The sequence below is a fragment of the Streptomyces sp. NPDC020489 genome, from assembly GCF_044386545.1.
Lineage (GTDB): Bacteria > Actinomycetota > Actinomycetes > Streptomycetales > Streptomycetaceae > Streptomyces.
In genome coordinates this window covers 233,116-256,246 of sequence record NZ_JBIRUZ010000005.1, presented here as the reverse complement: position 1 = coordinate 256,246, position 23,131 = coordinate 233,116, and the positions used below count along the sequence as shown (strand labels likewise).

General features: G+C 70.4%; 24 protein-coding genes. 12 read left to right on the top strand and 12 right to left on the bottom strand.

The annotated features are described in order from the left end of the window. Positions 1-28: 28 nt before the first annotated feature. The 3 genes from ACH41F_RS15075 to ACH41F_RS15065 all read right to left on the bottom strand — a co-directional run bounded on the left by ACH41F_RS15075 (position 29) and on the right by ACH41F_RS15065 (position 3,043). On the bottom strand, positions 29-1,090 hold the full coding sequence (locus ACH41F_RS15075) for a right-handed parallel beta-helix repeat-containing protein (RefSeq protein WP_391231083.1): 1,062 nt from the start codon (positions 1,088-1,090) through the stop codon (positions 29-31). A gap of 183 nt (positions 1,091-1,273) precedes the next feature. Further along, a complete protein-coding gene (locus ACH41F_RS15070; RefSeq protein ID WP_398835727.1) occupies positions 1,274-2,701 on the bottom strand; it encodes a cellulose binding domain-containing protein in 1,428 nt (475 codons plus the stop codon). 54 nt (positions 2,702-2,755) lie between these two features. Beyond that, complete coding sequence (locus tag ACH41F_RS15065; protein WP_398835724.1) at positions 2,756-3,043, bottom strand: hypothetical protein; 288 nt, start codon at positions 3,041-3,043, stop codon at positions 2,756-2,758. 372 nt (positions 3,044-3,415) lie between these two features. Between ACH41F_RS15065 and ACH41F_RS15060 the strand changes: the two genes are divergently transcribed. From ACH41F_RS15060 to ACH41F_RS15040, 5 genes are all read left to right on the top strand, one after another. Further along, entirely contained in the window at positions 3,416-4,255 is an 840-nt protein-coding gene (locus tag ACH41F_RS15060; RefSeq protein ID WP_391231087.1) for a UTRA domain-containing protein, read from the top strand. Positions 4,256-4,720: 465 nt separating this feature from the next. Continuing rightward, positions 4,721-5,530 carry an alpha/beta fold hydrolase gene (locus ACH41F_RS15055; RefSeq protein ID WP_398835721.1) on the top strand — a complete coding sequence of 270 codons (810 nt, stop codon included), beginning with the start codon at positions 4,721-4,723 and terminating at the stop codon, positions 5,528-5,530. Next, positions 5,530-6,810, top strand: a complete 1,281-nt coding sequence (locus tag ACH41F_RS15050; RefSeq protein WP_398835718.1) for a SpoIIE family protein phosphatase — start codon at positions 5,530-5,532, stop codon at positions 6,808-6,810. The genes ACH41F_RS15055 and ACH41F_RS15050 overlap by 1 nt, the downstream gene beginning before the upstream one ends. Then, positions 6,807-7,145, top strand: a complete 339-nt coding sequence (locus ACH41F_RS15045) for an STAS domain-containing protein (protein WP_398835715.1) — start codon at positions 6,807-6,809, stop codon at positions 7,143-7,145. Before ACH41F_RS15050 ends, ACH41F_RS15045 begins: the two co-directional genes overlap by 4 nt. A gap of 122 nt (positions 7,146-7,267) precedes the next feature. Then, positions 7,268-8,536 carry an MFS transporter gene (locus ACH41F_RS15040; RefSeq protein WP_398835713.1) on the top strand — a complete coding sequence of 423 codons (1,269 nt, stop codon included), beginning with the start codon at positions 7,268-7,270 and terminating at the stop codon, positions 8,534-8,536. Between the two features lie 338 nt (positions 8,537-8,874). On the opposite strand, the gene ACH41F_RS15035 is transcribed toward ACH41F_RS15040, so the two are convergent. Both ACH41F_RS15035 and ACH41F_RS15030 read right to left on the bottom strand, forming a co-directional pair. Continuing rightward, positions 8,875-9,261, bottom strand: coding sequence for a fic family toxin-antitoxin system, toxin component (locus ACH41F_RS15035; RefSeq protein WP_398835711.1), 387 nt, complete (start codon positions 9,259-9,261; stop codon positions 8,875-8,877). Further along, complete coding sequence (locus ACH41F_RS15030) at positions 9,258-9,527, bottom strand: hypothetical protein (protein WP_398835708.1); 270 nt, start codon at positions 9,525-9,527, stop codon at positions 9,258-9,260. The genes ACH41F_RS15035 and ACH41F_RS15030 overlap by 4 nt, the downstream gene beginning before the upstream one ends. Between ACH41F_RS15030 and ACH41F_RS15025 the strand changes: the two genes are divergently transcribed. Beyond that, the gene (locus ACH41F_RS15025; RefSeq protein ID WP_391231097.1) at positions 9,514-10,002 is read left to right on the top strand and encodes a GNAT family N-acetyltransferase; all 489 of its coding nucleotides are present in this window, start codon (positions 9,514-9,516) and stop codon (positions 10,000-10,002) included. The genes ACH41F_RS15030 and ACH41F_RS15025 overlap by 14 nt on opposite strands. 8 nt (positions 10,003-10,010) lie before the next feature. Here the strand turns inward: ACH41F_RS15025 and ACH41F_RS15020 are convergent, their stop codons facing one another. Together ACH41F_RS15020 and ACH41F_RS15015 are read right to left on the bottom strand one after the other, a co-directional pair. Beyond that, the gene (locus tag ACH41F_RS15020) at positions 10,011-10,286 is read right to left on the bottom strand and encodes a DUF3253 domain-containing protein (protein ID WP_391231098.1); all 276 of its coding nucleotides are present in this window, start codon (positions 10,284-10,286) and stop codon (positions 10,011-10,013) included. 85 nt (positions 10,287-10,371) lie between these two features. Continuing rightward, positions 10,372-10,812, bottom strand: coding sequence for a type II toxin-antitoxin system PemK/MazF family toxin (locus ACH41F_RS15015; RefSeq protein WP_391231099.1), 441 nt, complete (start codon positions 10,810-10,812; stop codon positions 10,372-10,374). A gap of 334 nt (positions 10,813-11,146) precedes the next feature. Between ACH41F_RS15015 and ACH41F_RS15010 the strand changes: the two genes are divergently transcribed. After that, positions 11,147-11,491, top strand: coding sequence for an ANTAR domain-containing protein (locus ACH41F_RS15010; protein ID WP_391231100.1), 345 nt, complete (start codon positions 11,147-11,149; stop codon positions 11,489-11,491). 83 nt (positions 11,492-11,574) lie between these two features. Here the strand turns inward: ACH41F_RS15010 and ACH41F_RS15005 are convergent, their stop codons facing one another. Then, entirely contained in the window at positions 11,575-11,916 is a 342-nt protein-coding gene (locus tag ACH41F_RS15005) for a DCC1-like thiol-disulfide oxidoreductase family protein (protein WP_391231538.1), read from the bottom strand. Between the two features lie 49 nt (positions 11,917-11,965). On the opposite strand from ACH41F_RS15005, the gene ACH41F_RS15000 reads away from it, so the two are divergent. From ACH41F_RS15000 to ACH41F_RS14990, 3 genes are all read left to right on the top strand, one after another. Then, positions 11,966-12,652, top strand: a complete 687-nt coding sequence (locus ACH41F_RS15000; protein WP_398835704.1) for a FadR/GntR family transcriptional regulator — start codon at positions 11,966-11,968, stop codon at positions 12,650-12,652. Then, complete coding sequence (locus tag ACH41F_RS14995) at positions 12,649-14,088, top strand: hypothetical protein (RefSeq protein ID WP_398835701.1); 1,440 nt, start codon at positions 12,649-12,651, stop codon at positions 14,086-14,088. Before ACH41F_RS15000 ends, ACH41F_RS14995 begins: the two co-directional genes overlap by 4 nt. Before the next feature lie 91 nt (positions 14,089-14,179). Further along, positions 14,180-16,018 (top strand): GMC family oxidoreductase N-terminal domain-containing protein, encoded by a 1,839-nt coding sequence (locus ACH41F_RS14990; RefSeq protein WP_398835698.1) that lies wholly within the window; start codon positions 14,180-14,182, stop codon positions 16,016-16,018. Positions 16,019-16,107: 89 nt separating this feature from the next. On the opposite strand, the gene ACH41F_RS14985 is transcribed toward ACH41F_RS14990, so the two are convergent. Then, positions 16,108-17,625, bottom strand: coding sequence for an MFS transporter (locus tag ACH41F_RS14985; protein ID WP_398835696.1), 1,518 nt, complete (start codon positions 17,623-17,625; stop codon positions 16,108-16,110). 214 nt (positions 17,626-17,839) lie between these two features. Here ACH41F_RS14985 and ACH41F_RS14980 point away from each other — a divergent pair, with 214 nt between their 5' ends. Next, complete coding sequence (locus ACH41F_RS14980; RefSeq protein ID WP_391231106.1) at positions 17,840-18,487, top strand: TetR family transcriptional regulator; 648 nt, start codon at positions 17,840-17,842, stop codon at positions 18,485-18,487. 89 nt (positions 18,488-18,576) lie between these two features. Here the strand turns inward: ACH41F_RS14980 and ACH41F_RS14975 are convergent, their stop codons facing one another. Further along, on the bottom strand, positions 18,577-19,248 hold the full coding sequence (locus ACH41F_RS14975; RefSeq protein ID WP_398835693.1) for a response regulator: 672 nt from the start codon (positions 19,246-19,248) through the stop codon (positions 18,577-18,579). Further along, positions 19,245-20,366 carry a sensor histidine kinase gene (locus ACH41F_RS14970; RefSeq protein ID WP_398836381.1) on the bottom strand — a complete coding sequence of 374 codons (1,122 nt, stop codon included), beginning with the start codon at positions 20,364-20,366 and terminating at the stop codon, positions 19,245-19,247. Before ACH41F_RS14970 ends, ACH41F_RS14975 begins: the two co-directional genes overlap by 4 nt. A 477-nt stretch (positions 20,367-20,843) precedes the next feature. Between ACH41F_RS14970 and ACH41F_RS14965 the strand changes: the two genes are divergently transcribed. Further along, entirely contained in the window at positions 20,844-22,334 is a 1,491-nt protein-coding gene (locus tag ACH41F_RS14965) for an alpha/beta hydrolase family protein (protein ID WP_398835692.1), read from the top strand. 81 nt (positions 22,335-22,415) lie between these two features. On the opposite strand, the gene ACH41F_RS14960 is transcribed toward ACH41F_RS14965, so the two are convergent. Continuing rightward, on the bottom strand, positions 22,416-23,036 hold the full coding sequence (locus ACH41F_RS14960; protein WP_398835689.1) for a TetR/AcrR family transcriptional regulator: 621 nt from the start codon (positions 23,034-23,036) through the stop codon (positions 22,416-22,418). Positions 23,037-23,131 lie beyond the last annotated feature (95 nt).

Genomic DNA, 23,131 nt, shown 5'->3' with positions numbered 1-23,131 from the left:
TCGCAGTTCATGAGCCTTCCCGGGGACGTCAGCACAGTCCTGCGGGCTGGGACGCCCGGCAGGAGTTGCCGTGGAAGGTGTTGTCCTTGCCGGTGTCCGTGTTGACGAGATCCGCCGGGGCGTTGTCCTTCAGCTGGTTGCCGGTGATCCGGTTCCGCTGGTTGGTGGTGCCCACGAAGCTCTTGATCAGGACGATGCCGCCCGACATCGAGGAGCGGCCGACGTTGTTCGTGACGTGGTTCTTCGTCACCAGGGAGTCCTCGACGCCGGTCAGCACGATGCCGGAACCCTGGAGCGCGTCGAGCCGCGCGGTCTTCGGGCAGGACTTGTTGTTCCGTTCGACGCGGTTGTCGCGCACGGTCAGCGCACCGGCTCTCGGTTTGTTCTCGTCGCCCACGACGAAGACGCCCGCGCAGTTGCCGGTGACGCGGTTGTGCGCGACGGTCAGGTTGCGCAGGCGCCGGACGGTGAGACCGATCCGGTTGCCCTTGAGCAGGTTGCCCTCGACGACCGTCCCTCGGGTGTCCTCGGCGCCCTCCTCCGATCTGACCGTGTTCGCGAGGAACAGGCCGGCGTCGCCGTTGTCCCGGGCGGTGTTCTTGCGCAACACGCTGCGGACCGCGTGCTCCTGCGCGATCCCCCACACCCCGTTCTTGACCGCGGTCACGTTCCGCACGGTCAGCTTGTCGGTCCCCACCGCGAACACCCCGGCCTTCGCGAAGCCGCGCACGGTCAGAGAGGCGATGGTGACGTCCTTGAGGTTCTTGTCCTTCTTGCCGACCACGCAGATGCCGTTGCCGTTCTCGCCACAGCTCTCGGCGGCCTTCGTCCTGGCCGGCTCGAGGACGGTCTCGTGGCCCATGCCGCGCAGCGTGAGGCCAGGTGTGGACACCTTGACGCTCTGGCGGTAGGTGCCAGGGGTCAGCAGAACGGTGTCGCCCGGCTGTGCGGCGTCCACCACCTTCTGGATCGAATCCCCCGGGAAGACCACATGGATCATGTGGTCCGCGGCGACCGACGGGCCGGCGCCGAGCCCCACCCCGGCGAGGGCTGTGGCGCATGCCAGGTAGGCTACATGAGTTTTCATCATATTCAGCACGTTATGACCAGAAGATCGGTGAAAGGTCCGGATAGACCATCCGGCGGCGTGTCACGGTGTGCCGTTGCCGTTGCCGTTGCCGTTGCCGTTGCCGATGACGCTGGTGGCGCGGTCCCGGTGAGCGGGGACCGGGGCCCGACGATCCGTCAGGCCCCGGCTCGCGGAACAGGGAGGTCAGGTGGCGGGGACGTTGTCCTGGAACGTGGTGCCCGCGCTGCGGTACGCCGCCACCTTGGCGGCGACCTGGGCCGGTGTGAGGACCTGGTCCTTGACGTGCAGTACGTAGTCGACCTGCTGGTCGTAGGCCCGTGGCGTGCTGCTGCTCAGCCCGCCGAAGTCGATCAGCCACTGGTTGAAGTTGATGGACATGGGCCGTTCCGGCAGGTACGCGGCGTCATGGGTGCCGAAGAGCTGGCCGTCGACGTAGTACTTGATGCTGCTGTTGTCGATGGTCACCACCAGGTCGTGCCAGCCGGCGTAGCTCTGCCGGCTCTCGCTGTGCTGGTTGACCGCCACCCAGGGCTCGGCCTGGTAGGTCTCCCAGGACGTGGTGTAGAGGATGTTGGACGGCTCGCCCCAGCCACCGTTGGGCAGGTACTCGAAGTCGTACTCGGCGTAGTCGTCCGCCAGGGGCGCCTTGAGGTCGTTGATGGTGAAGAAGGTCTGGACGACGTGGTCGCCGTCCGGCCCGGACCTGGGTGCGTCGCTGAACTTGACGCGGGCCGCGTAGGTTCCGTTCTTGAACTTCATCGACTTGGTGAGGATCTCGGTCTGCTCGGTGCTCGCCCCGGTGCCGGCGGTCGAGGTCTCCAGGTTCATGATGGAGTTGCCGGCGACGGTGGAGAAGGTGACGTTCTCGGGGGCCCAGGTGGCGCCGGGGACGCCGGGGCCACCGGAGTTGGAGCGCACGTTCCAGCCGTTCGCCGAGATCTTCGGGTCGGTGTGGCCGGCGTAGTTGAAGTCGTCGAACAGGGTGGCGCCGCCGGTCGGAGGGTCGGTGGGCGGATCGGTGGGCGGGTTCGTCGGGTCGTTGCCGGCGGGGGCCTGGCCCCACAGGGTGGTGCCGGCGAGTTGGGCTGTGACCTTGGACCAGTTGGCGTACGAGGTCTGGGAGGCGCCGAAGGAGTAGTCGTCGCTCTGGTTCAGCGGCGCCCACGTCGACTGGTAGAAGCGCAGTTGCATGTCGCCGGTGTCGGCGCCGGGCGCGAGGGAGCCGGCCCCGGAGGTGAAGCCGATCTCCAGGTAACGGTCCGCCGTGGCAGTGGGGTTGGTGAGTGTGCCGAAGGTGCCGGTGATGTTGGCACAGCCCTTGACGGCCCAGGAACAGGCGAAGCGGTAGGTGGCGTTCGCGGAGTCCGCCTTGAAGTAGTAGCGGATCTTGACGTTGTGCAGGGAGACGCTGGTGGTGCCGGTGTTCTTCACCTTGAACCAGGGTTCCGCCTGATCGGCGCTGGCCCCGGAGGCGCTGGTCCGGTACTGGACGCTCAGGCCGTCGGTGGCCGCGTTCGCGGTGGCCGGGAGTGCGGTGAGTGCGGCGGCGCCCATGCCGACCGCGACGGCGACGGCTGCGGTGGCGCGCAGTCGGCTCGTGGTGGATCTCATGGTTGTTCCCTCCAGAAAGGTGGGGGTGTTTCCCGGAATGGGACAGGGGGTGCGTCAGGGACGGTGCGGGGTGCCGAGCGGGCGTTCGGCGGGGGCGCGCAGGCATGGGTAGGTCGTCCGCCGGGACGGGGACGTGGGCGTGGACGGCGCGCGGATCCACCACGGCTCCAGCAGGTCGACGTAGCGGCGCGGCGTCAGTCCGGTGGCAAGGGCGAGGAGGGAGCGCAGCAGGTCGGCGGCCGGTTCGGTGCCTGTGCCCAGGTGGACGGAGGTGTGGTGATCGAGCGTGAAGTGACCGGGCGGGAAGGCAACTTCGGGGGGACGGGGGACGAGAGCGGGCATGCGTCGCTCCAAGGCGGGTGGCTGGGCGGGCGGTTCAGTCCTTGACTGCGCCTGCCCGTGAGCCGGAGGGAGGTGGTGCTGGAGCGGTGCTCAGGCGGGCGAACGCCGTGTGCGGGGGGACATCAACTGACCACCTGGCCAGTGGAGGCCACTGGTCAGTTCACCTGTTGAGCTGAGGACGAAGGTGGCATAGACCAATTGAGGCGTCAACCCCCTTTGCACACAAGGGTTTTGCTGCGCTGGGCTGCGACACAGCCGACGACTTCCTGATGGTCTGCGGCTAAACTTCGGTCGCTGACAGGGGGGAAGCCACTGGTTCACCACTGGTCAACTGGTCAGCTGGGCAACTGGGTTCAGGGCGAGGGGGAACGCATGAAGGCCGACGCACCGGGCGCGGTGCTCAAACGCGAGCGGGTCCGCGACTTCCTCCTCGACCTCGTGGAGTCCCACCGGCCCGGAGACGCCATCCCCTCCGAACGAGTCCTCTGCGCCCAGCTGGGAGTGTCCCGCCCGACCTTGCGCGCGGCGGTGGACGAGCTCGTCGCCGCGGGTCTGCTGGTACGCGAACACGGTCGGGGCATGTTCGTGGCACCCGAGAAGATCACTCAGGAACTCGTTTCCGCCGAGCATTCCATGACCGTGCCGCAGGCCGCGGGCGCCTGGTCGAGCCGCCTGCTGGAGTTCACCACCCTTTCCGCCGGCGCGCGCGTGGGCCGAAAGCTGCGTATCTCACCCTCTGCCGAGATCGTGTACGTCGCGCGGCTGCGCCTGGTCGACGGCGCCCCGATGGCCATCGAGCACCTGCACCTCAAGGCCGAGTTGGTGCCCACCTTGTCCGCGGAGGAACTGGAGGCCGGCGACTTCTACGAGCACCTGCGCCGCCAGCACGGCGTGCACGTCCGGGAGGCCGTCCAGGCGATCGAGCCGACCGTCGTGACCCGCGCCGAAGCGGCACTGCTCGACGTGCCCGAGCTGTCCCCGGCGCTGCTCTTCGAGCGGCTCACCTCCGACGCCAAAGGGCAACCCGTCGAGTACGTCCACTCCATCTACCGCGGAGACCGCTACCGGATCGTCTCCCGGCTCACCCTCGGCCCCACTGCCACGGCACCCTCCGACCGGCTCGGCCACCACCCGGGCATCCCCCCTGGCGACTTCGCCCACCGGGACGCGATCGCGTCCTCGACACGGGGGGACATCCAGTCGGGAGCCTGAGCGGGAAACGGTGGTACGGCATCGGCGCTCACGTCGTGGCCCGGTGCGCGCGGGGCCGGGAGCTTCGGGGCGGGCTGCACACCGGGGCGGAGATGATCACGGCGGCCGGGACGGGGAGGCCCTGCGGAGGCTGCTCGCCGCGGTGGAGGCCCTGAGGGGGCTCCTCGCCCCAGTGGAGGCCCTCGGGAGGCTCCTCGCGCCCGGTGCGTAGACGCGTCCCCGTGCCGCGATCAAGAGACATCGGGCAGGTCGGCATGCTCTGGGGGTGATGGGGTAGACGAGCTGAGTTGGCCGGGGAGGGACACGTGATCTGGGGAGGTCGTCGTGTTCTTTCCCGGCCCCTGGCCCTCACGGGTGCAGAACTCGCCGTCGCGCAACCCTGGTGATCCGCCGGACTGTGCCTGTCGAGCCCGACGGGTGTCGGGCCCCTGCTCCTGGTGATGACGATGGAGTGGGAGAAATTTGATGAGTACGGATGTCCGGCGCAGGAACAACGTCACGGTCAGCGGCCGGGCGGACGGGGCGGTGCTGCTGCTGGCCCACGGCTTCGGCTGTGACCAGAACATGTGGCGTCTGCTGGCTCCCGCGCTGGAGAAGGACTTCCGGCTGGTGGCCTTCGACTACGTCGGCTCGGGCCAGGCGGACCCCTCGGCCTGGGACGAGCAGCGCTACAGCTCCCTGGAGGGCTACGCCCTCGATGCGCTGGAGGTGTGCGAGCAGCTGGACCTGCGGGACGTGACGTTCGTGGGGCATTCGGTGAGCGCGATGGTGGGGGTGATCGCGGCGGCGAAGGCGCCGGAGCGCATCTCCCGCCTGGTGATGGTGGCCCCCTCGCCCTGCTACATCGACGACGAGGAGTACCGGGGCGGGTTCAGCGCCGAGGACATCGACGAGCTGCTGGAGTCCTTGGAGTCGAACTATCTGGGCTGGTCGGCGGCGATGGCCCCGGTCATCATGGGCAATGCGGACAGGCCGGAACTCGGGGAGGAGCTGACCACCTCTTTCTGCGCGACCGACCCGGACATGGCCCGCGTCTTCGCCCGCACGACGTTCCTGTCCGACAGCCGTAAGGACCTCACGACGGTCACCGTGCCGACGCTGGTTCTGGAGTGCCGACAGGACGTGATCGCGCCCCGCGAGGTCGGCGCCTACGTCCACGACGCGATCCCCGGCAGCCGCCTGGTCACGTTGGAGGCGACGGGGCACTGCCCGCAGCTGAGCGCTCCGCAGGCCACCGCGGAGTCGATCATCGACTTCATGGGAGCGGTGCGGTGATGTGCCGCACCGGCCAAGGGCCCGGTCCGGACGAGGAGCAGGACGTGGACGCCACGAACGCGGCATTCACCTCGCTGCTGGAGGACAGCGCCGAAGAACTGTACGAGCAAGCCCCCTGCGGGTACCTGTCGACGCTGATGGACGGCACCATCGCGAAGATCAACGCCACGTTGCTGGAGTGGCTGGGCCTGGACCGGGCCGAGGTGGTGGGCCGGATGCGGTTCACCGACCTGCTCACCGTGGGCGGAAAGCTGTACCACGAGACCCACTTCGCGCCGCTGTTGCAGATGAAGGGCGAGATCAGCGGCATCGCCATGGACATCAAGGCCTCCGGCGTCCGGATGCCGGTTCTCGTCAGCTCGAAGGTGAAGAGCAGCGAGGACGGCGACCCCCTGCTGATCCGCACGACCGTCTTCGACGCCCGCGACCGCCGCGCTTATGAGGCCGAGCTGCTGCGCGGACGCCGCGCGGCCGAGGAAGCACGGCGGCGGTCCGAGGCCGACCGTCAGCGGCTCCAGGAAGCTCTCGCCGTCCTCCAGCAGAGTCTGCTGCCCGCCGAGCTGCCGGCGGTTCCGGGCCTGGAGGCGGGCTCCTACTACCACACGGCCTCTCCCGATCTGCTGGGCGGAGACTTCTACGACCTGTTCCCCCTGGACACCGGTCGCTGGGCCTTCTTCCTCGGTGACGTATGCGGAAAAGGCCCCCAGGCCGCGGCAATGACCTCGCTGACCCGCTACACCCTGCGGGCTGCCGCCCTGCACGACGCCGACCCCGTCGCCGTGCTCACCACTTTGAACACCGTGCTGCACGAACGGTACGCGAGCGGCGACACCCGCTACTGCACGACCATATTCGGCGTCCTCGAACCCGACGACGGCCATGTCAGCGTGCGCCTGGCCTCCGGCGGACACCCCTCGGCACTGATCCAGCGCGCCGACGGCAGCGCCGACTACCTCCCCACCCCCGGTGGGCTGCTCATCGGCGTCCTGCCCGAAGCCCCCTTCACCGCGGCCCGCACCACCCTGCAGCCCGGCGACACCCTCCTGCTGTACACCGACGGCCTGACCGAGGCCCGCACCGGACCCGGCCGAGAGCTCTACGGTGAGGACGCCCTGCGCGCCTTCACCGCCGCCCAGCCACCGGCGGGCGCGAAGGCATTGATCACCGCCCTCGCCGGACTGGTGGCCTCCTTCGACGACGGGCTCGACGACGACACCGCGCTGCTCGCCGTCAGCGTGCCCGCATCCGTTCCCACCACCGCGAGCGAAGACCTGACATGACTCCACTGACGATCACCGTCCGAGACGCCGCGACCGGTCCCGTCCTGGAGATCGCCGGCGACCTTGACCACGCGACGGCGCCCGAACTGCGCCGGGTCATGGCAGGCCTCACCCTGACCACCGGGCAGCTGCTGGTGATGGATCTGGCGGGCCTGACCTTCTGCGACTCCAGCGGGATCAGCACGCTGCTCATGGCCAGAAACCAGGCCATCGAAGAGAACGGCGACATAGCGCTGGCCGCGGTCCCCGCCAACACCGCCCGCATCCTGCGCATCGTCGGCCTGAACCAGGTCTTCACCATCCACCCGGACGTCTCCGCGGCCACCACCCGCTGACGAGGCGTACGCCCTCCCGTTCCCGGGGGTCGGCCCCATGTCTGCGTGAGGCACGCCTGTAGGTTCCTGGTCGGTGGCTGAGGACGTAGACCTCACCGGAGTGACCAGGGGGAGCCCGCAGCATGCCCGGCACCACGGAGGCCCTTGGCGGGGCCGCGGCTGACGATGCGGCACGCAGCGTCACGCGCCCGTTCTATGTATACGCCGTGCTCGCCAATGCGCTGTTCCAGCGTGGCGTATTCGTCCTCTTCCTCTACCAGCGCGGCTTCTCCGCCGGGCAGGTGGCCCTCCTGCAAACCTTGATCTACCTGGTCAGCGGCGTTGCGGAGTTCCCGACAGGAGTCATCGCCGACCGCATCGGCAGACGTGCCGGCATCGTGATCGGCCAGGTGCTGACAGCCGGCTGCCTGCTCGGCCAGATGACCTCTTCCCACTACTGGGTGTTCCTGACCCTGTTCATCGGCCAGGGCGTGGGCATGGCATGCGTGTCCGGGTCGGACACCGCCCTGCTGTACGACCTGCTCGTGCGTCGTGGCGCCACGGCCGGCTACGTCAAGGTCAGATCCCGCTTCACCATGCTCGGGACGCTCACCTCGGGAGTGGCCATCGCCCTCGGCGGCCAACTGCAGCAGTTCTCCTGGGGGGTCGTCTACGTCGGTTCGGCGGCGTGCCTCGTCCTGGCCGTGGTGGTGCTGATGGCCGGGGTGCCCGAGATCCGTGGTGCGGACGCGGTGGACGAGCAGGGGGGAGCAGCGACGGACCACGGCGACGCCACAGCATGGCGGGCGATGCTGCGGATCGCCACGCCGACACTGATGACCCTCGTCGTGGTGTCCGGGCTGATGCATGCGACCTTGACGCCGTACATCATCTTCACGCAGAAGACCCTCTCGGATCAGGGAGCCGGCACCGCGTTGGTCAGCGTGGTCATATCGGCGGGATTCTTCGTCGGCGGACTGACTCCATTGCTGTCGGACCGCGCGGACCGGCGCCTCGGCTACCGGGTCATCGTCCCGGCGTCTCTCCTGACGCTCGCCGTGGCCCTCGGCTTGACCGGCCTCGGTCTTGTCTGGGTCACCATCGCCGCGTTCCTGGTCCTGGTCGGGATTCCCGAGATCACCGCCGTGCTCGTGGACAACGTCTTCAACGAGGCCGTGCCGTCGCGTCACCGGGCGAGCCTGCTGTCGATGATCACATTCGTGGAATCGGCGCTCATCGGCATCGGCTATCTCGTCCTCGGCGCGCTCATGGACGGGATGGGCTCCAGCGTGGGCATGGCGACCTACGCCGCGGTTCCCCTGCTGGCATGTCTTCTGTGGCTCCCGGTGCTCTTGCGAGGGGCACGCGTGGCCACCGAGACCAAGAAGCCCGCCGAGCAGAAGGCATCCTGAGGCCGACCTTCTGGCGGCGCGTGCTGCCCGATGGCAGAGGCGCCGCTCGATGACATGTCGCTCCTGGTCGGCGACGGAGCCGGCATCGCGGCGATCAGGGCCGCGTATCCGTCGGCCACGACCTACCTGCGACGCCGAAGCAACCAGCCGACGATCAGCACCACCATTAGCGACAGCGTGAACGCCCATACGGTTGTCGCGGTGTCATAGGACCGGTACACCATGGCCAGCATGCAGTCCCGCATACCCGCTCTGGGGTCCGACAGCCCTGCGGAGATCGACTGGCTGGTCCCCAGCGCGGCCGGGACCGTGGAGGGCAAGGCCTTGCGGGCGGTGGGTCAGATGGTGTTCCAGGCGCGCAGTTGGCGGCCGACGAGACCTACTCCCGTCGTGCCGGACGCCGCATCACGCACCAGGGCTACCGCTTCCTTGGGTGCGTAGTCCAGCCGGTGCCCGTTGAGTGCCAGGTAGGCCTCGGTCGCGTGCCAGGCGAAGGCTTCGTTGCTGTGTTCCAGGCAGGGCAGGCGTACCAGGGTCTGGAGCAGTGCTGCGGCTCTGAGGTGGAGGGAGCCGTACACGTCGTGCTTCAGGGCGCGTGCGTTGGCCCGGGCGGCGGCCGCGTACAGCGGGCCGTAGTCGTCGACCTGCGGATCACCCGGCAGCAGCTCGGCGGCGTGGAGCAGGAAGGCCACATCGAGCGGGTGCGACGGTCCGTGCTGGGTCATGCGGCGTGACCCCGGCCCGGCGTGTGGCCGTCGAGCTCATGGCGGGCCTGAAGTTCCGCGGCGCGTTGCTGGGCACCGCGGTCGACCGTGCTGGCCTCGTCGGCGAATGCGGCTTGGCTGTGGGCCATCGAGGCGCGGAAAGCGTCGAGGAAGGCGTTTTCCACGGCGGTGGCACGGTCGTAGGCGGCGGACAGGATGTATTCCTGCGGGCCCGCCGCGCGAGGGTGCTGTCCGATGCGAAATACTCTCCGGATGAGTTCACGCACCTCCCCGATCAGTCAGCCGGTCACGGTACGGAGGGCTGTCGCGCGGGATGCCAAACGGCTCACACGGCTCGTGCGTGGTTCAAGCGCCTACGAGGGCAAGTACGCACCCGCGGTCGCCGGCTACCGGGTCGGCGCTGATTACATCGAGGCCCATCGCACCTTCGTTGCCGTCGGTGCCGAGGAGGACCAAGGCAGGGTCCTCGGGTTCTACTCTCTCGTCCTCGCTCCTGCGGAGCTTGACCTGCTGTTCGTCGCGGACGACGCGCAAGGCCGGGGTATCGGACGGTTGCTCGTCGCGCACATGCGGTCCGAAGCCCGCGCCGCCGGGATCGACCGTCTCAGAGTCGTGTCGCACGTTCCGGCTGAGGGCTTCTACCACCGCGTCGGTGCGGTACGGACCGGGACCGTGTTCGCGAACCCACCGGCCGTGCCGTGGGACCGCCCTGAATTCGAGTTCCGCTTTCCTGAGAATTGACGCGTGTGTTAAGGGAGGGCGCGGCGAATGCGCAACGGGCCGTGTGCCTCGCTCTCCTCGACGGGTCGCCCGCCCTGGGTCACCTCGACCTCACCGGCCGCTGCCAGGCGCCAGGCCGCCTGCCGCGCCGGTTCCATCAGCGACCGCCAACCGTCGTCGTCCCCCTCGTACACCTCGCGCGCGGCCTCGGACGGGCAGATCGAGGCGGTTGCGGCACGGCGCTCCAGCAGGCCCCGGATGGCCTGCTCCAACTGTCTGTCCAGCTTGTTCGCGCTGCGTGTCACGCCATCCAGTGTGGCACCGCTCCGGAGGGGGCGGGCCGGGGTGCGTGGGGGAGGGGCAGCACCTGGTCGTGGCAAGCGCTCCCCGTCACCCCTGCGGACCCTGGTACGGCAGCTTCTCCGCCAGCCCGAGTCCACTGAGCCGGAGGGCGTTCCTCATCTCGCTGAACCTCTCGGTCGTCGCCGGGGTCCACTCCTTCGTCTGCTCACCGAGGCGGAGGGCGTTCTCCATCTCGCTGAGCTTCGCGGAGGACAGAACGCCCGCTCGCTCGATCAGGTCCTCCCGGGACACCGTGGTCAGCCACGTGCAGGGGGTGAAGCCCGGACGCGGGAGTGCGAACCGCAGCACCCCTTCGAAGGGCAGCCCTTCCTCGGCGCCTACCGCCACTTCGACGCCCAGGCCGGTGATGTCGACACCCGCTGGAGGTACGACCTGCATGACCCGGATCCCGGACGCGTCGTCTCCCGACAGCAGTACGACCGGCCGCCGCTCATCGAACTCCACCCACCAGACTTCGCCACGGCGCACATGTCCTCCTGACGCGTTGCGGAGACGGGCGCGACGACCCGTGATCATCGGTGTGCCAAGACAAACGATCACGCGGTGGCCACGGGTCCCAGCGTAGACCGGGCCCGCCGGCAGGAGGCGTTCGAGGCCTGATGAGTCGGACAGCAGGAAGGTTCACACGGGCGAACGACATGCAGCATCTGTAGGGGCGAGCCCCGGGTGCTGACGGTGAGGTTGTTCATGGTGGTTCGTGGGCTCGACCTCGCATTCGAGGCGGATGCAGGGGTACCAGCACGACCGAACGCCCGCACCGACGCACGACAGGTACCTCATGGCCTTCTTCGCCCTCTCCCGAATGAATCAGCTGACCCTGTACTCCCACAGTGATCTGGTGGTGGAGAACGACCGCCTGAGCGTCGAGTGCGAGCAGCTGGGGCAGGCGGTCACCTCGCACGCGATCGTCGACCAGGCCATCGGAGCGGTGGTCGTCCTGGGGCAGATGCCGCCGGAAGAGGCCTGGCGGGCCCTGCGCGATGTCTCCCAGCGCACCAACACCAAGCTGCGCGTTGTCGCCGAGCACGTGATGGAGTTCGTGCAAGGCGGCGACCTGCCGGATGCCGAACGCGTCGAACTGCAGCAAGCGATCGCTCGGTACACCCACCATCCGGCCCGTACGCCCGACCCCCACCAGCCGCAGTAAGGGCTGCGCCTGCCGCACAGGTCGGCGGGGTGAGGTGCAGCGGACCTCGCCCCGCCGGCTCGCGGCCACCGACCACTCAGCCTTCAAGAGGGGCGCGTCCGCTTCTCGGGCACCTCGCAGACAGCTGTCCCCCCGGGCAGGCGCCCCCGGTTCTCCGCCACGAGCCGGTACACGCCGTGCGCCGCCCATCGAACCGGCGGAAGCGTGAGGACCGCTCCCACCACGGGCCACACGCCGACCCCGCTCAACAGGATCTTCGCCACGGCCTGCGCACCGCCGTACACCCGCCCGGTGGGTGTCACCCACAGAGCCTCGTGCCGGGCCCGCGCCGCATTGACGCCGAGAGACGCCAGATCCGGTGGCTGCCAGGGCCTCACCCCGTGCCCGCCCCAGGCCCGAACTCTCACATCCCCCCTTGACGCCACCGCCCCGCACTGGTTCAGTGGCTCATCCACTGAGCCACTGGAGGACGGCGTGGAAGCCCTGCCCCGAGAGACCATCGTGGACGTCCTGGAAAGCCGTTTGAGGGAGGACATCCTCAACGGGCAACATCCGGCAGGCAGTTACCTGCCGCCGGAGCGCACCCTCGCCGACGGATACGGGGTCACGCGCACCACCCTGAAGCACGCCTTCGGCCGCCTGACGCAGGCGGGGTTGCTGGAGACCCGGCACGGGGTGGGTACCAGGGTGAGGGACTACCTGCGCCTGGGCGGGGCCGACCTGCTGCCCATGCTGGTGCGGCACAGCCCCGACTGGATCGGCGAGATCTTCGAGGTGCGGCACAGCATCGGCGCCCTGATCGCGGAACGCGCGGCCCTGCGGGCGACGGACGACCAACGCCGGGAGCTCAAGGAGCGGTTGGCGGTCGTGGGCGCGGCGGCGGACGCGGACGCGGTGCAGTTGGCGGACATCGAGGTCCACCGCGCCCTGGCCCGCGCCACCGGGAACCGCGTCTACGTCCTGCTGACCAACACCCTCTTCAACGCCTACCTCCCGGTGCGCGCCGCGCTGAAGGCCCCGTTCACCGACCCGCAGGCGGCACGCGAGAGGTTGGAACCCGTCATCGAGGCAGTGTCGTCCGGTGACACGGCCGCCGCCCGGCAGGCCGCCGAACACTACCTGACCGTCACCGAACGGCTCATGATGGAGGGCCTCGCATGAGCCTCGCAGACACCTCGCACCCGGCAGCCGCCAAAGGCTCCACCGCACGCGGGACCAGCTTCAGCGAGACGATGCTCGGCACCCTGCGCCTCGACGGCGACGACCGTACCCGCCGAACGCGTCTGGACCTGACCGTCTCAGCCGACCGCCTCCTCCAGCCTTTCGGTACCACCGAGGCCCGCGCCACCGGACGGATACGCATCGCAAGCTGGGCCGACGACCCCAACATTCAGGGCGAGTTGGAGATCTCACCGCTCGCCCGCCGCCGCATCCGCTACCGGCTGCACTTCACCGGGGACGGCCGCCAACTCACCCTGGACGGCTGGAAGTCCATCACCGCCCGCCGCCCGGTGTCCTCCATGACCGTCCTGCCGTTCACCCTCCTCGAAGACGGCACGCGGATCGGCGCCGGCACCTTGCGCTTCCCCCTCACCACCGGGCTCGTCCCTTTCCTCGCCGGCTTCCGCTTCCCTGTCCGGGAAGACCCCGCCGCACTGCTGCGACCGCGCTGGCGAGGTGAGGCGGGACGCACCGAGGTCTGGTACACCACCCTCACCGACCCGGCCACCGGCGCCGGCCTGTGGCTGCACCACGAACTGACCGCCCCCGACGACGGATCCGAGCCCTACGCCCACGGCTGGGCCGCCGTCTTCCCCACGGACGGTCCGGTGCGGCACGCCCGTTTCGGCCCCAGCCGCTGGAACCCGGGGACGACAGGCTTCAGCGCCGACGGCATCGACGTACGACCTGGCCGCCTGGTCGGGTCGGCGGCCGGCGGCGCTCTGCACTGGGACCTCGCCGAACACGCCACCGACCACCCGCTGTTCACCTTCCCCCGCTGGGCCTGGCGCCGCCCCGTGCTGCCGGCCGCCCATATGCTCCCCGCCGCACGCGCCACCTACGACGGGACCTTCACCCACGACGGCGAGACCCTCATCCTGCGAGGCGCCCCGGGTGCGTCCGCGCGCATCTACGGCCACGGCAACGCCCGTCGCTGGGCGTGGCTGCACGCCGACCTCGGCCACGGCGACGTGCTGGAGATCGTCGCTGCCGTCTCCACGCGCCCCGGCCTGCGCAGGCTGCCGCCCCTGGTGTTCCTGCGGCTGCGCCACAAGGGCCGCACCTGGCCGCGTCGCGCAGAACGGAGTGCGCTCGGCTTCGTCGGCCCGGGACGCTTCCATGCCGACATCGCCCTGCCCACCTGGACCGTCGTCGGCCGCAGTGGCCTGCGACGCGTTCACGTCCAGGTCACCCAGCCCGCCGACCGCACCCTCACCCTCGACTACACCGACCCCGACGGGCGGCACGCCACCTGCCGCAACAGCGAACGCGCGGACGCGCACGTCGTGCTCCAGCGGTGGTGGTTCGGCGGTTGGCGCACCGAAGCCGAGTGGACCCTGGACGGGACCGCCCACGCGGAGGTGGGCACCCGATGAGCCTCTCCAGCCTGGCCACCGCCTTGCTCGCCGACGTCCGTGACGCCGAGTGGGCTCTGGACGGGACCGCCCACGCGGAGGTGGGCACCCGATGAGCCTCACCAGCCTCGCCACCGCCCTGCTCGCCCACGACCGGGACACCGTGTGGACCAGCCGGGTCCCCGCCCGGCTGGAGGCCACCCTCGCCGCCCTGCCGTTGCCCGCCCGCGCCGGCGTCCGTACGGCCGCGCACGCCGTCAACGCCTACGCCCTCGTACGCACCGGCCGCCCCCTGAACGCACTGACCCGACCGGAGACGGACTCGGTGCTGGCGCAACTGGCCGCCCACCCCACTCTCGGATCACTGCTGGACGTGCTGAAGGTCCCCGTCCTCATGGCGGCCGGCACCGAGCGCATGCTCCAGCAGGAGCGGCCGGCCTCCCGCGCACTCATCCGCGACGATCCGCCCCTGCACCTGACTCCCGCGGCCCACTGGCCCGCCCGCTCCACCGCCGACGCGGTGGTCATCGGCTCGGGTGCGGGCGGGGCGACCGCCGCCCGCACCCTGGCCCGCGCCGGCCTCGACGTGATCGTCGTCGAGGAAGGCCACCACCACACCACCGCCTCCTTCGGGCGCCGCCCACCCTTGGAACGCTTCACCGACCTCTACCGCGACGGCGGAGCCACCGTCGCCGTCGGGAACCCGCCCCTGCTGCTGCCGGTGGGCCGCGCAGTCGGAGGCACCACCGTCGTCAACTCCGGGACCTGCTACCGCACCCCCGACCATGTCCTGGACCGCTGGAGCAACGACTTCGGCTTCACCCTCGCCGACGACTTCGGCCGCCACCTCGACGAGGCCGAACGCACCCTCGGCGTGGCCACCCAGCCCCTCGACGTCCTCGGTGCCAACGGCCGACTCGCCCTCGCCGGAGCCCGCGCCCTCAACTGGCGCGCCGCACCCCTGCGCCGCAACGCGCCCGGCTGCCAGGGCTCCTGCCAGTGCGTGGTGGGCTGCCCCACCGGCGCCAAGCAGAGCGTCCAGCTCTCCGTCCTGCCCGACGCCTGCGCGGCGGGAGCACGCATCGTCACCGGCGCCCGCGTCGAACGCGTCCTCGTCGACAGGGACCGGCCCGGCGGCCCACGCGCCGCGGGCGTACGGGTGCGCGGGGACGGAGGCGGGGGCTTCGAGATCCTCGCCCCGCTGATCGTCGTCGCCGCAGGCGCCCTGCAATCTCCCCAACTCCTGCGCCGCTCCGGACTGGGCAGTCACCCCCGTCTGGGGCGCAACCTCAGCGTCCACCCGGCGACCAGCCTCGCCGGACGCTTCCCCGAGCCGGTCACCGCATGGAAAGGGGTCCTGCAGAGCGTCGCCGTCGAAGAGCACCACGCGCAGGGCATCCTCATCGAAGCCACCGCCACGCCACCTGGCATGGGCTCCTTCGTCCTCCCCGGCCTCGGCACCGCACTACGCCGCGAACTCGAGGACGCCGACCGGCTCGCCACCCTCGGCGCGATGATCGCCGACCGTCCCTCCGGTCGCGTCCTCGGCCGCCACCACACCCTGCTCCGCTACGACCTCGACCCCCGCGACGCCGGCCGGCTGATGCACGCCGTCCACGCCATGGGCAGGCTGCTGTTCGCCGCCGGCGCCGAGGAGGTACTCACCGGCATCCCCGCCACACCCCGCGTGCGGACACTCGCGGACCTGGAAGCCGTCCTCGCCTCCACCAGCGCCCGCCAACTCCACCTGACCGCCTACCACCCCACCGGCACCATCGCGGCCGGCGCGGACCCGCAGCAGTCCCCGGCCGACCCGCAAGGCTGTCTACGGGGAGTGCACGGCGTCCTCATCGCCGACGCCTCGGTGCTCCCGAGCTGCCCGCAAGTCAATCCGCAGGTGAGCATCATGGCGGCGGCACTGGCGATCACCGAGGCCCACGCCGCCGGATGACGGCGTGCACGGGCTGAGCACGGCCTGCCCGGCCCCGACTCCCCGATCCCGACTGCCTGAGCCCGGCTACCCCACTGCCCGCGAACGCGTCACGCCGCGCTCGCAGGTCGCGCCGAGGGTTGCTCGCCGTGCTCGTCGTGCTCCTCGTGTTCGCCGTGCTCGTCGACGGAGTGGGAGTCGGTGAGGGTGAGGGCGCCGCCTGCCGCGATCGCGCCGACGATCACCGCCAGGACGGCGTAGGTGATCCGCTCGCCGTGGAAGAAGGACTGCACGAGGCTGCTGTCCCAGACACCGGCGGGCAGCCGGGTCGTGACCAGCGCGGCGATCATGGTGCCGACCACCGCGGTGCCGACGCTGGTGCCGACCTCCTGGGCCGTGTCGTTGAGGGCCGTGCCCATGGAGGTGCGGTTCTCCGGCATCGCCTCGACGAGAGCAACGGCGCAGATCGTCATGACGGTGCGCAGCCCGATGGTCATCACGACCATGCAGACGGCGATCGCGGCGTATCCGTGCTGCACGCCCCAGGCGAGACCGGCGAGCGCACCGGCCAGACAGGCCGCGCCGACCAGGCAGGCGACTCGGTGGCCGAACCTCTTGGCGAGCCATTCCGACAGGGGAGTGGCGATGATCATGGTCATGATGATCGGCAGGTTCGCCAGACCCGCCCGCACGGGACTCCAGCCGTAGGCGTACTGGAAGTGGAGGATGAGGCCGAACATCACGCCGGCCATGGCGATGGACGTACCGGTCTGAGCGATGGCCGCGCCGCGGACGGTACCGGTGGAGAAGATCTTCAGGTCCAGCATGGGTGCCTTGCTCCGGCGCTCGTGCCACCCGAACGCGATGCCCGCGGCCAGCGCGCCGGCGATCGACACGATCGTGGTCGCGGAGAGCCAGCCGTGCTCGACACCGCTGGTCAGCGCGTAGCAGGCGAGGCCGATGGTCAGCACGCTCAGGGCGGCGCCCGGCAGGTCGAGCGGGTCCTTGGTCAGGTCGTCGGGCCGGTCGGGCGCCACGCCGAGCCGTACGCCGATGGTCGCGATCAGTGCGATCGGCGCGTTGACGAGCAGGAGCCACTGCCAGCTGACGTGGGCGAGTGCGGTGCCGCCCAGCAGCGGACCGAGGACGAAGCCGGACATGCCGACGACGATCATCAGGGTCATCGCGCGCATGCGCAGCGCATGGTCGTCGAAGAGCCGGAAGACGAGCGAGTTGGTGATGGGCGCCATGGCCGCGGCGGCGATGCCCAGCCCCGCCCGCAGGGCGATGAGCTGCCCGGCGGAGTGGACGGCGACCACGCACAGGCTCAGCAGTCCGAACGCGGCGAGGCCGATGAGCAGCACACGGCGGCGTCCGAAGCGGTCGGCCGTGGAGCCGGCTGTCAGCAGCAGGCCACCGAAGGTCAGTGAATACGCGCCGGTGACCCACTGCAGGGCGGTCGTGCCGCTGCCGAGGTCGCGGCCGATGGTGGGCAGCGCGATCGACAGCAGTGTGTTGTCGACCATCTCGACGAAGAAGGCCAGGCAGAGTGCGGCGAGCGGAATCCACGCCGCGCGCAGGGACGGATAGGTGCGGGATATGGCGGGCTCTGGGGTCGTCGTGGTCATGGCCTGCCTCCTTCCTGAATGCCGCCAGGTGAGGGGCGACGCTCGTTGGGGAACGCTGTTCGATGAACGAACGTTGTTCGATGATGGAACGTTGTTCGACAGTAGAACAGCGTTCGATGCGATGGCAAGCTGTGATTGGATGGATGTCATGACGCCCCCGCGAACCCGCTCCGCCGAAGGCACCACCAGAGGACGCAGGCGCGCTTCGCATTCCATGGACGCCGTCCTCACCGCGGCCGTGGCCCTGCTCGACGAGGCCGGTGGATCCGCACTGACGTTCCGCGCCCTCGCCGCCCGCCTCGGCACGGGCGTCGGCACCATCTACTGGTACGTCGCCAACAAGGACGAGCTGCTCGACCGTGCCACCGACCACGTGATCGGCGCCGTCCTCGCCACTCTCGAAGAACAGCGCGACAGTGACGACCCCATCGCCGACCTGCGCGCCATGGCCATCGTGCTCTTCGACGCGATCGTGGACCGGCCGTGGCTGTCGGGCTACTTCATGCGCAACACCAACGTCCAGGGCAACTCGCTGCGCCTGTACGAGAAGCTCGGCCGGCAGACCCTCCGCCTCGACCTCACCCCGCGCCAGCGGTTCCACGCCGTGTCGGCGATCACGGGTGTCGTCGTCGGCACGGCGACCGACCTCGGCGTCGAGGTCCCCCAGGAAATTCTCGACGGGGCCGTCGACCGCGACGCCTTCCTCGCTCGCTTCGCCGAGACGTGGCGTTCTCTCGACGCCACGGAGTTCCCGTTCGTGCACCAGATCGTCGACGAGTTCGCCGGACACGAGGACCGCGACCAGTTCCTCGCCGCCCTGGACCTGACGCTCGCGGGCCTGCGCCTCCAGGCCGGCAGCTGACCGCCGACAACGCCATGCCGTGCGGTCCGCCGGGACGCCGTCCTGCCGACAGGTGCCCCTGAGGTCGCGCTCCGGGCGGCGCGGCGGTGTCACGGCAGGTGGACGAGGCGGCTCTCGTAGGCGAAGATCACGGCCTGGACCCGGTCGCGGAGTTCGAGTTTCTGCAGGATCCGCCCCAGATGGGACTTCACGGTGGCCTCCGCGAGGTGCAGGGCAGCCGCGATCTCGGCGTTGGTCAGACCGCGCCCCACCTGGACGAGCACCTCGCGCTCGCGGATGCTGAGCCGTCTCAGCCGTCTCAGCCGCTCGTCGCGGTCGGCGTGGCTGCCGTCGGGGATGTGCGGGCGGAGGTTCTCCAGCAGGCGGCGGGTGATCCGCGGGGAGACCACCGCGTCGCCCGCGGCCACGCTGCGTATCGCCGTGAGCAGTTCCTCGGGCCTGGTGTTCTTCAGCAGGAAGCCCGAGGCCCCGGCCCTCAGTCCGGCGAAGGCGTATGCGTCGAGGTCGAAGGTGGTGAGGATCAGCACTCTGCTCCCGGGGGAGACCCGGATGACCTGTCGGGTCGCCTCGATCCCGTCGATGTCGGGCATCCGCACGTCCATGAGGACGACATCGGGGCGCAGTTCCCGGGCGAGGCGTACGGCCTCCACGCCGTCTGCGGCTTCGCCGACCGGGGACATGTCGGACTGGGCCTCCAGGACCGTGCTGAAGGCCATACGCAGCAGCGCTTCGTCGTCGGCGACGAGGATGCGGATCGTCATGCGGACACCTCTCCGCTGCCGGCGAGGTCGAGGCGGGTGTGGACTCTCCAGCCGCCTCCCGGGAGCGGGCCGGCCCGCAACGTCCCCCCGTAGGCGGCCGCACGCTCGCGCATGCCCGGGATGCCGTGGCCGGACGGTGTGGCGGCCGGGAGGGGCGGACGGGGGCCGCTGTCGGTGACGTCCACCGTCACACCCTCGGTCGAGCACGACACCCGGACCTCGGCGTGTGTGCCAGGGGGTGTGTGCTTGAGGGTGTTCGTCAAGGCTTCCTGCACCAGGCGGTAGACGGTCAGTTGTGCGGTGGCGGGAAGGTGCGTGTGACCGCCCTCGATCTCCAGTCGGGTCGGCAGCCCGGCGACGCACATCTGGTCGGCGAGGGCCCGCAGTTGTGCGATGCCGGGCAGCGGGTGGCGTTGCGCGTCCGGTTCGTCGGTCCGCAGGACACCCAGGGCGCGCCGCATGTCGGTCAGAGCCTGCCTGCCCGTCTCGGAGATCTGGAGCATCACCGTGGTCGCCTTCCCGGGCGACCGGTGCTGCGCGTAGAGGGCGGCGTCGGTGAGCGCGACCATGACGGACAGGTTGTGGGTGACGATGTCATGCATCTCGCGAGTGATACGTGTCCTTTCCTCGGCGACAGCCAGCCGCGCCTGCTGTTCCTGTTCATGCTCCAGGCGCGCCGCCCGTTCCTCCAGAGCCGCGAGGTAGGCCCCCTTGGTCCGCGCGTTCACCCCCAGCACGGCGGCGGCGACGACCATCGCGGTCGCCGCCACGAACGTGGTCGGAAAGGCGCCCTCCGCCGCCCAGCGCAGACAGGCCAGGACGACCCCTGCCTGGACGATGGCGCCGGCGACGATGGTGCAGCGCCGACCGGAGTGCGCGGCCACCGTGTAGAGCGCTACCAACAAGGCGACGTCGGCGAGCAGTTGGATGTCCATCCACCACTGGACGAAGGCCGCGACCGCAACCGCGCCGAACACCGCCCGCGGGGCCCGGCGCCGCCACACCAGGGGCAGCGCGAGGGCGGCGGTGAGGGGCACGGCCCACGGCAGCTCGTGGGGCAGGCGCGTGGTCATGACGTTGACGAGGAGCACGGTCGGCAGGAGCGAGTCCCACACCATGGGCGGCAGCCGGGAGCCCCAGCGCTGGGTGGCGCTCGTCAGGCGCGCAGCACGTGCGGAGGCATGACAGGCGTACCTCGTCAGCCGCATCCGGCCCCGGTGAGCCACCGGTTGGGCGCTGCGGGACTCTCCGGCCGCCTCGGTCATCGCGCCTTCCCGTCGGTTCGGCATCAGGGGGTCCGGCCGGGCCACCACCCCGTGCACGCCGAGCCGGGGCGGGTGCGGGGAGCGAAGCCCGGCGTACCCCCGGCGTGCACTGCGGCCTCATCACGGCCCACGGTAGGCCCGCGGTCCCGTGGAACACATGAGCCCACCGTCTGAGGGCACCGTGCCCGGATACGACCGTAGGAGGAGTCCCGTTACCTCCCGGAGTCGCACAGTGGCCCCTCAGCCGGCGTGCTCGATTGCGACTCCGGTCGCACGGCGGACGTGTGCCTGACTGCGACCGCGGGGGCACGCGATGGCGACCCGGGAGCGATGTGGCGGCGGGGGCCGCGCGCCGACGATGACCGGGTGAACGAGATCATCACGGGACTGCACATGTCCCCCTTGGAGAGCCTTGCCGTGCTGGGTGCCCTCACGCTGGTGATGGCACGCTGGCTTCCCCCCACCGTCCGCCCACGCGTCACGATCGCGGCAGGAGCGGTTCTCGTGCTGTCCGCGGCTGTGCTGAGCGTGACGGGGGTCCGCTGGCAGATGCTGCCGGTGCTGGCGGGGGCGGCCTTCACTGTGCCGTTCGCCGTCTCTCCTCTGCTGCGGCGACGTACCGGCCGGCCGACTCGGCGGGCCCGGTGGTGGCTGGCGTTGCCGGGATCGGTGGCCTGCACCAGCCTGATCGCCACGGGTCCGGCGGCCGCCTGGGCCTTCCCCGTACCCGTGTTCCCCGAGCCGACAGGCCACTTCGCGGTCGGCACCCGGGTGATGCAGTGGACCGACCCGCACCGCCCCGAGACCGCGACCGCCGACCCGCACGACCGGCGCACGGTTGTCGTCCAGCTCTGGTACCCGGCGCAGCACAGCCCCGCGGGCGCGCGGCGGGCCCAGTACCTCGGACGCACGGGCCCCGAGGCGCGGACGGTCTCCGACGCCCTCGCGCGCTATTCCGGCCTGCCCGCCTTCCTGCTCGACGGCCCGCCGCGTGCCCACACCCACGCGGTCTTCAACGCCCCGGTGGCCGACCAGGGCGGACGGCTCCCGGTCGTACTGTTCTCCCCGGGGCTGGGGGGAGTGCGTACCCAGAACACCGCGTGGGCGGAGGAACTGGCCAGTCACGGCTATGTGGTCGCCGGCCTCGACCACCCGTACGACTCCGCCGCCGTCGTCCTCGCGGACGGCCGGACGGTCAACACCAAGATCGCCTCCACCGGCGACGACGACGAGGACGACAAGCGGGCCATGGAGACGACGGGGGTTCGGGCCGCCGACCTCAGCTTCGTCCTGACTCGGCTGGGCCGTCTGGACCGTGGCGAGAGCCCGGGCCCGCTGACCGGACGTCTGGACACCAGCCGAGTCGCGGTGACCGGCCACTCCCTGGGAGGCGGTGCCGCCCTCCAGGCAGCACGTCAGGACCCCCGGTTCGACGCCGTCATCAACCTGGACGGCTACCCCCGCGACCCCGACCCGCGGCCCTTCCACCAGCCCGCGCTCGCGCTCACCCAGGCCATCGGCCCAGACACCGACGCGCGCTACCTGCCTCGCCTCATCAAGGTCCTCAGGCTCAGCACCGCGACGAGCTACCGGCTCACCATCCCCGGCGCCGCACACCTGACCTTCATGGACGGCCCCCTGTACCTGCCGCCTGTGCCCTCCATAGTCGGCTCCCTCGGCCGCGCCGACAGCGTGCACGTGGTCACCGCGGCCACTCTCGCCTTCCTGGACACCACTTTGCGGCATGAACCCGGTGACCTGGCCGAGGTTCTTTCGGCCTACGGCGACCTCAGCGTCCACCGCCCGGACGACAGCGGCTGATCAGCTACGGCGGGGCAGCAGAAGGCAGTTGGCGATTCGTGACGGCGTCCTTGACGGCACCCCCAGTGCCGAGCGCGAGGCTCAGGTGGGTGAGCTGATGGTGCCGCGCGCCAAGGCGGTAAGGGCACGGGTGATCTGCGGGAGGTCGAGTTCGAGCTGGTCACGCTGGAACTGGAAGACCTCCGGAGCGAGGGGGGCGAGCAGAAGGTCCACCATCGCCTCCCGGTCGGCCACACCCGCCTCGCCGAGCAGCATTCCGACGTGAACGCGCCAGAACCCGTAGGCGCCGGTGGCGAACCGCGACCGTCCTGTCTCCGTTCCGAGGACCAAGTGCGTGTGCTGGTCGAGGAGTTCGACCATCGCCGCGTAGAACGCCGCCAGCCGCTCGGCGGGCGGCGCACCGGGGCCCAGGGGTGGATCACCCCGCAGCAGCTGCTCCTGCAGCGCGCGCTCGTGCTCGTCCAGAAGCGCCACCGCGATGGAGGCGATGTCCGGGTAGCGCCGGTAGAGGGTGCCTTTGCCCACACCTGCTTCACGGGCGATGTCCTGCATGCTCACGTTGCCGGGTCCGTGGGCGGCGAACAACCGCGCGGCTGCGTCCAGTACGCGCACACGATTGCGCGCGGCATCGACCCGCTCCCGCGGCGCGGCGGAGCGCTCCGCCGCCATCTCGAGCGGATTCCTCGGCTCATCCCGGTCCATGGCGTCACCCTACCAAAGAAGTGGACGCGCAGTCCGCTTCCCGTGCTACGGTCGGACCCCAGAAGCGGTCGCACCGTCCACTTCTCTCTTTCGTC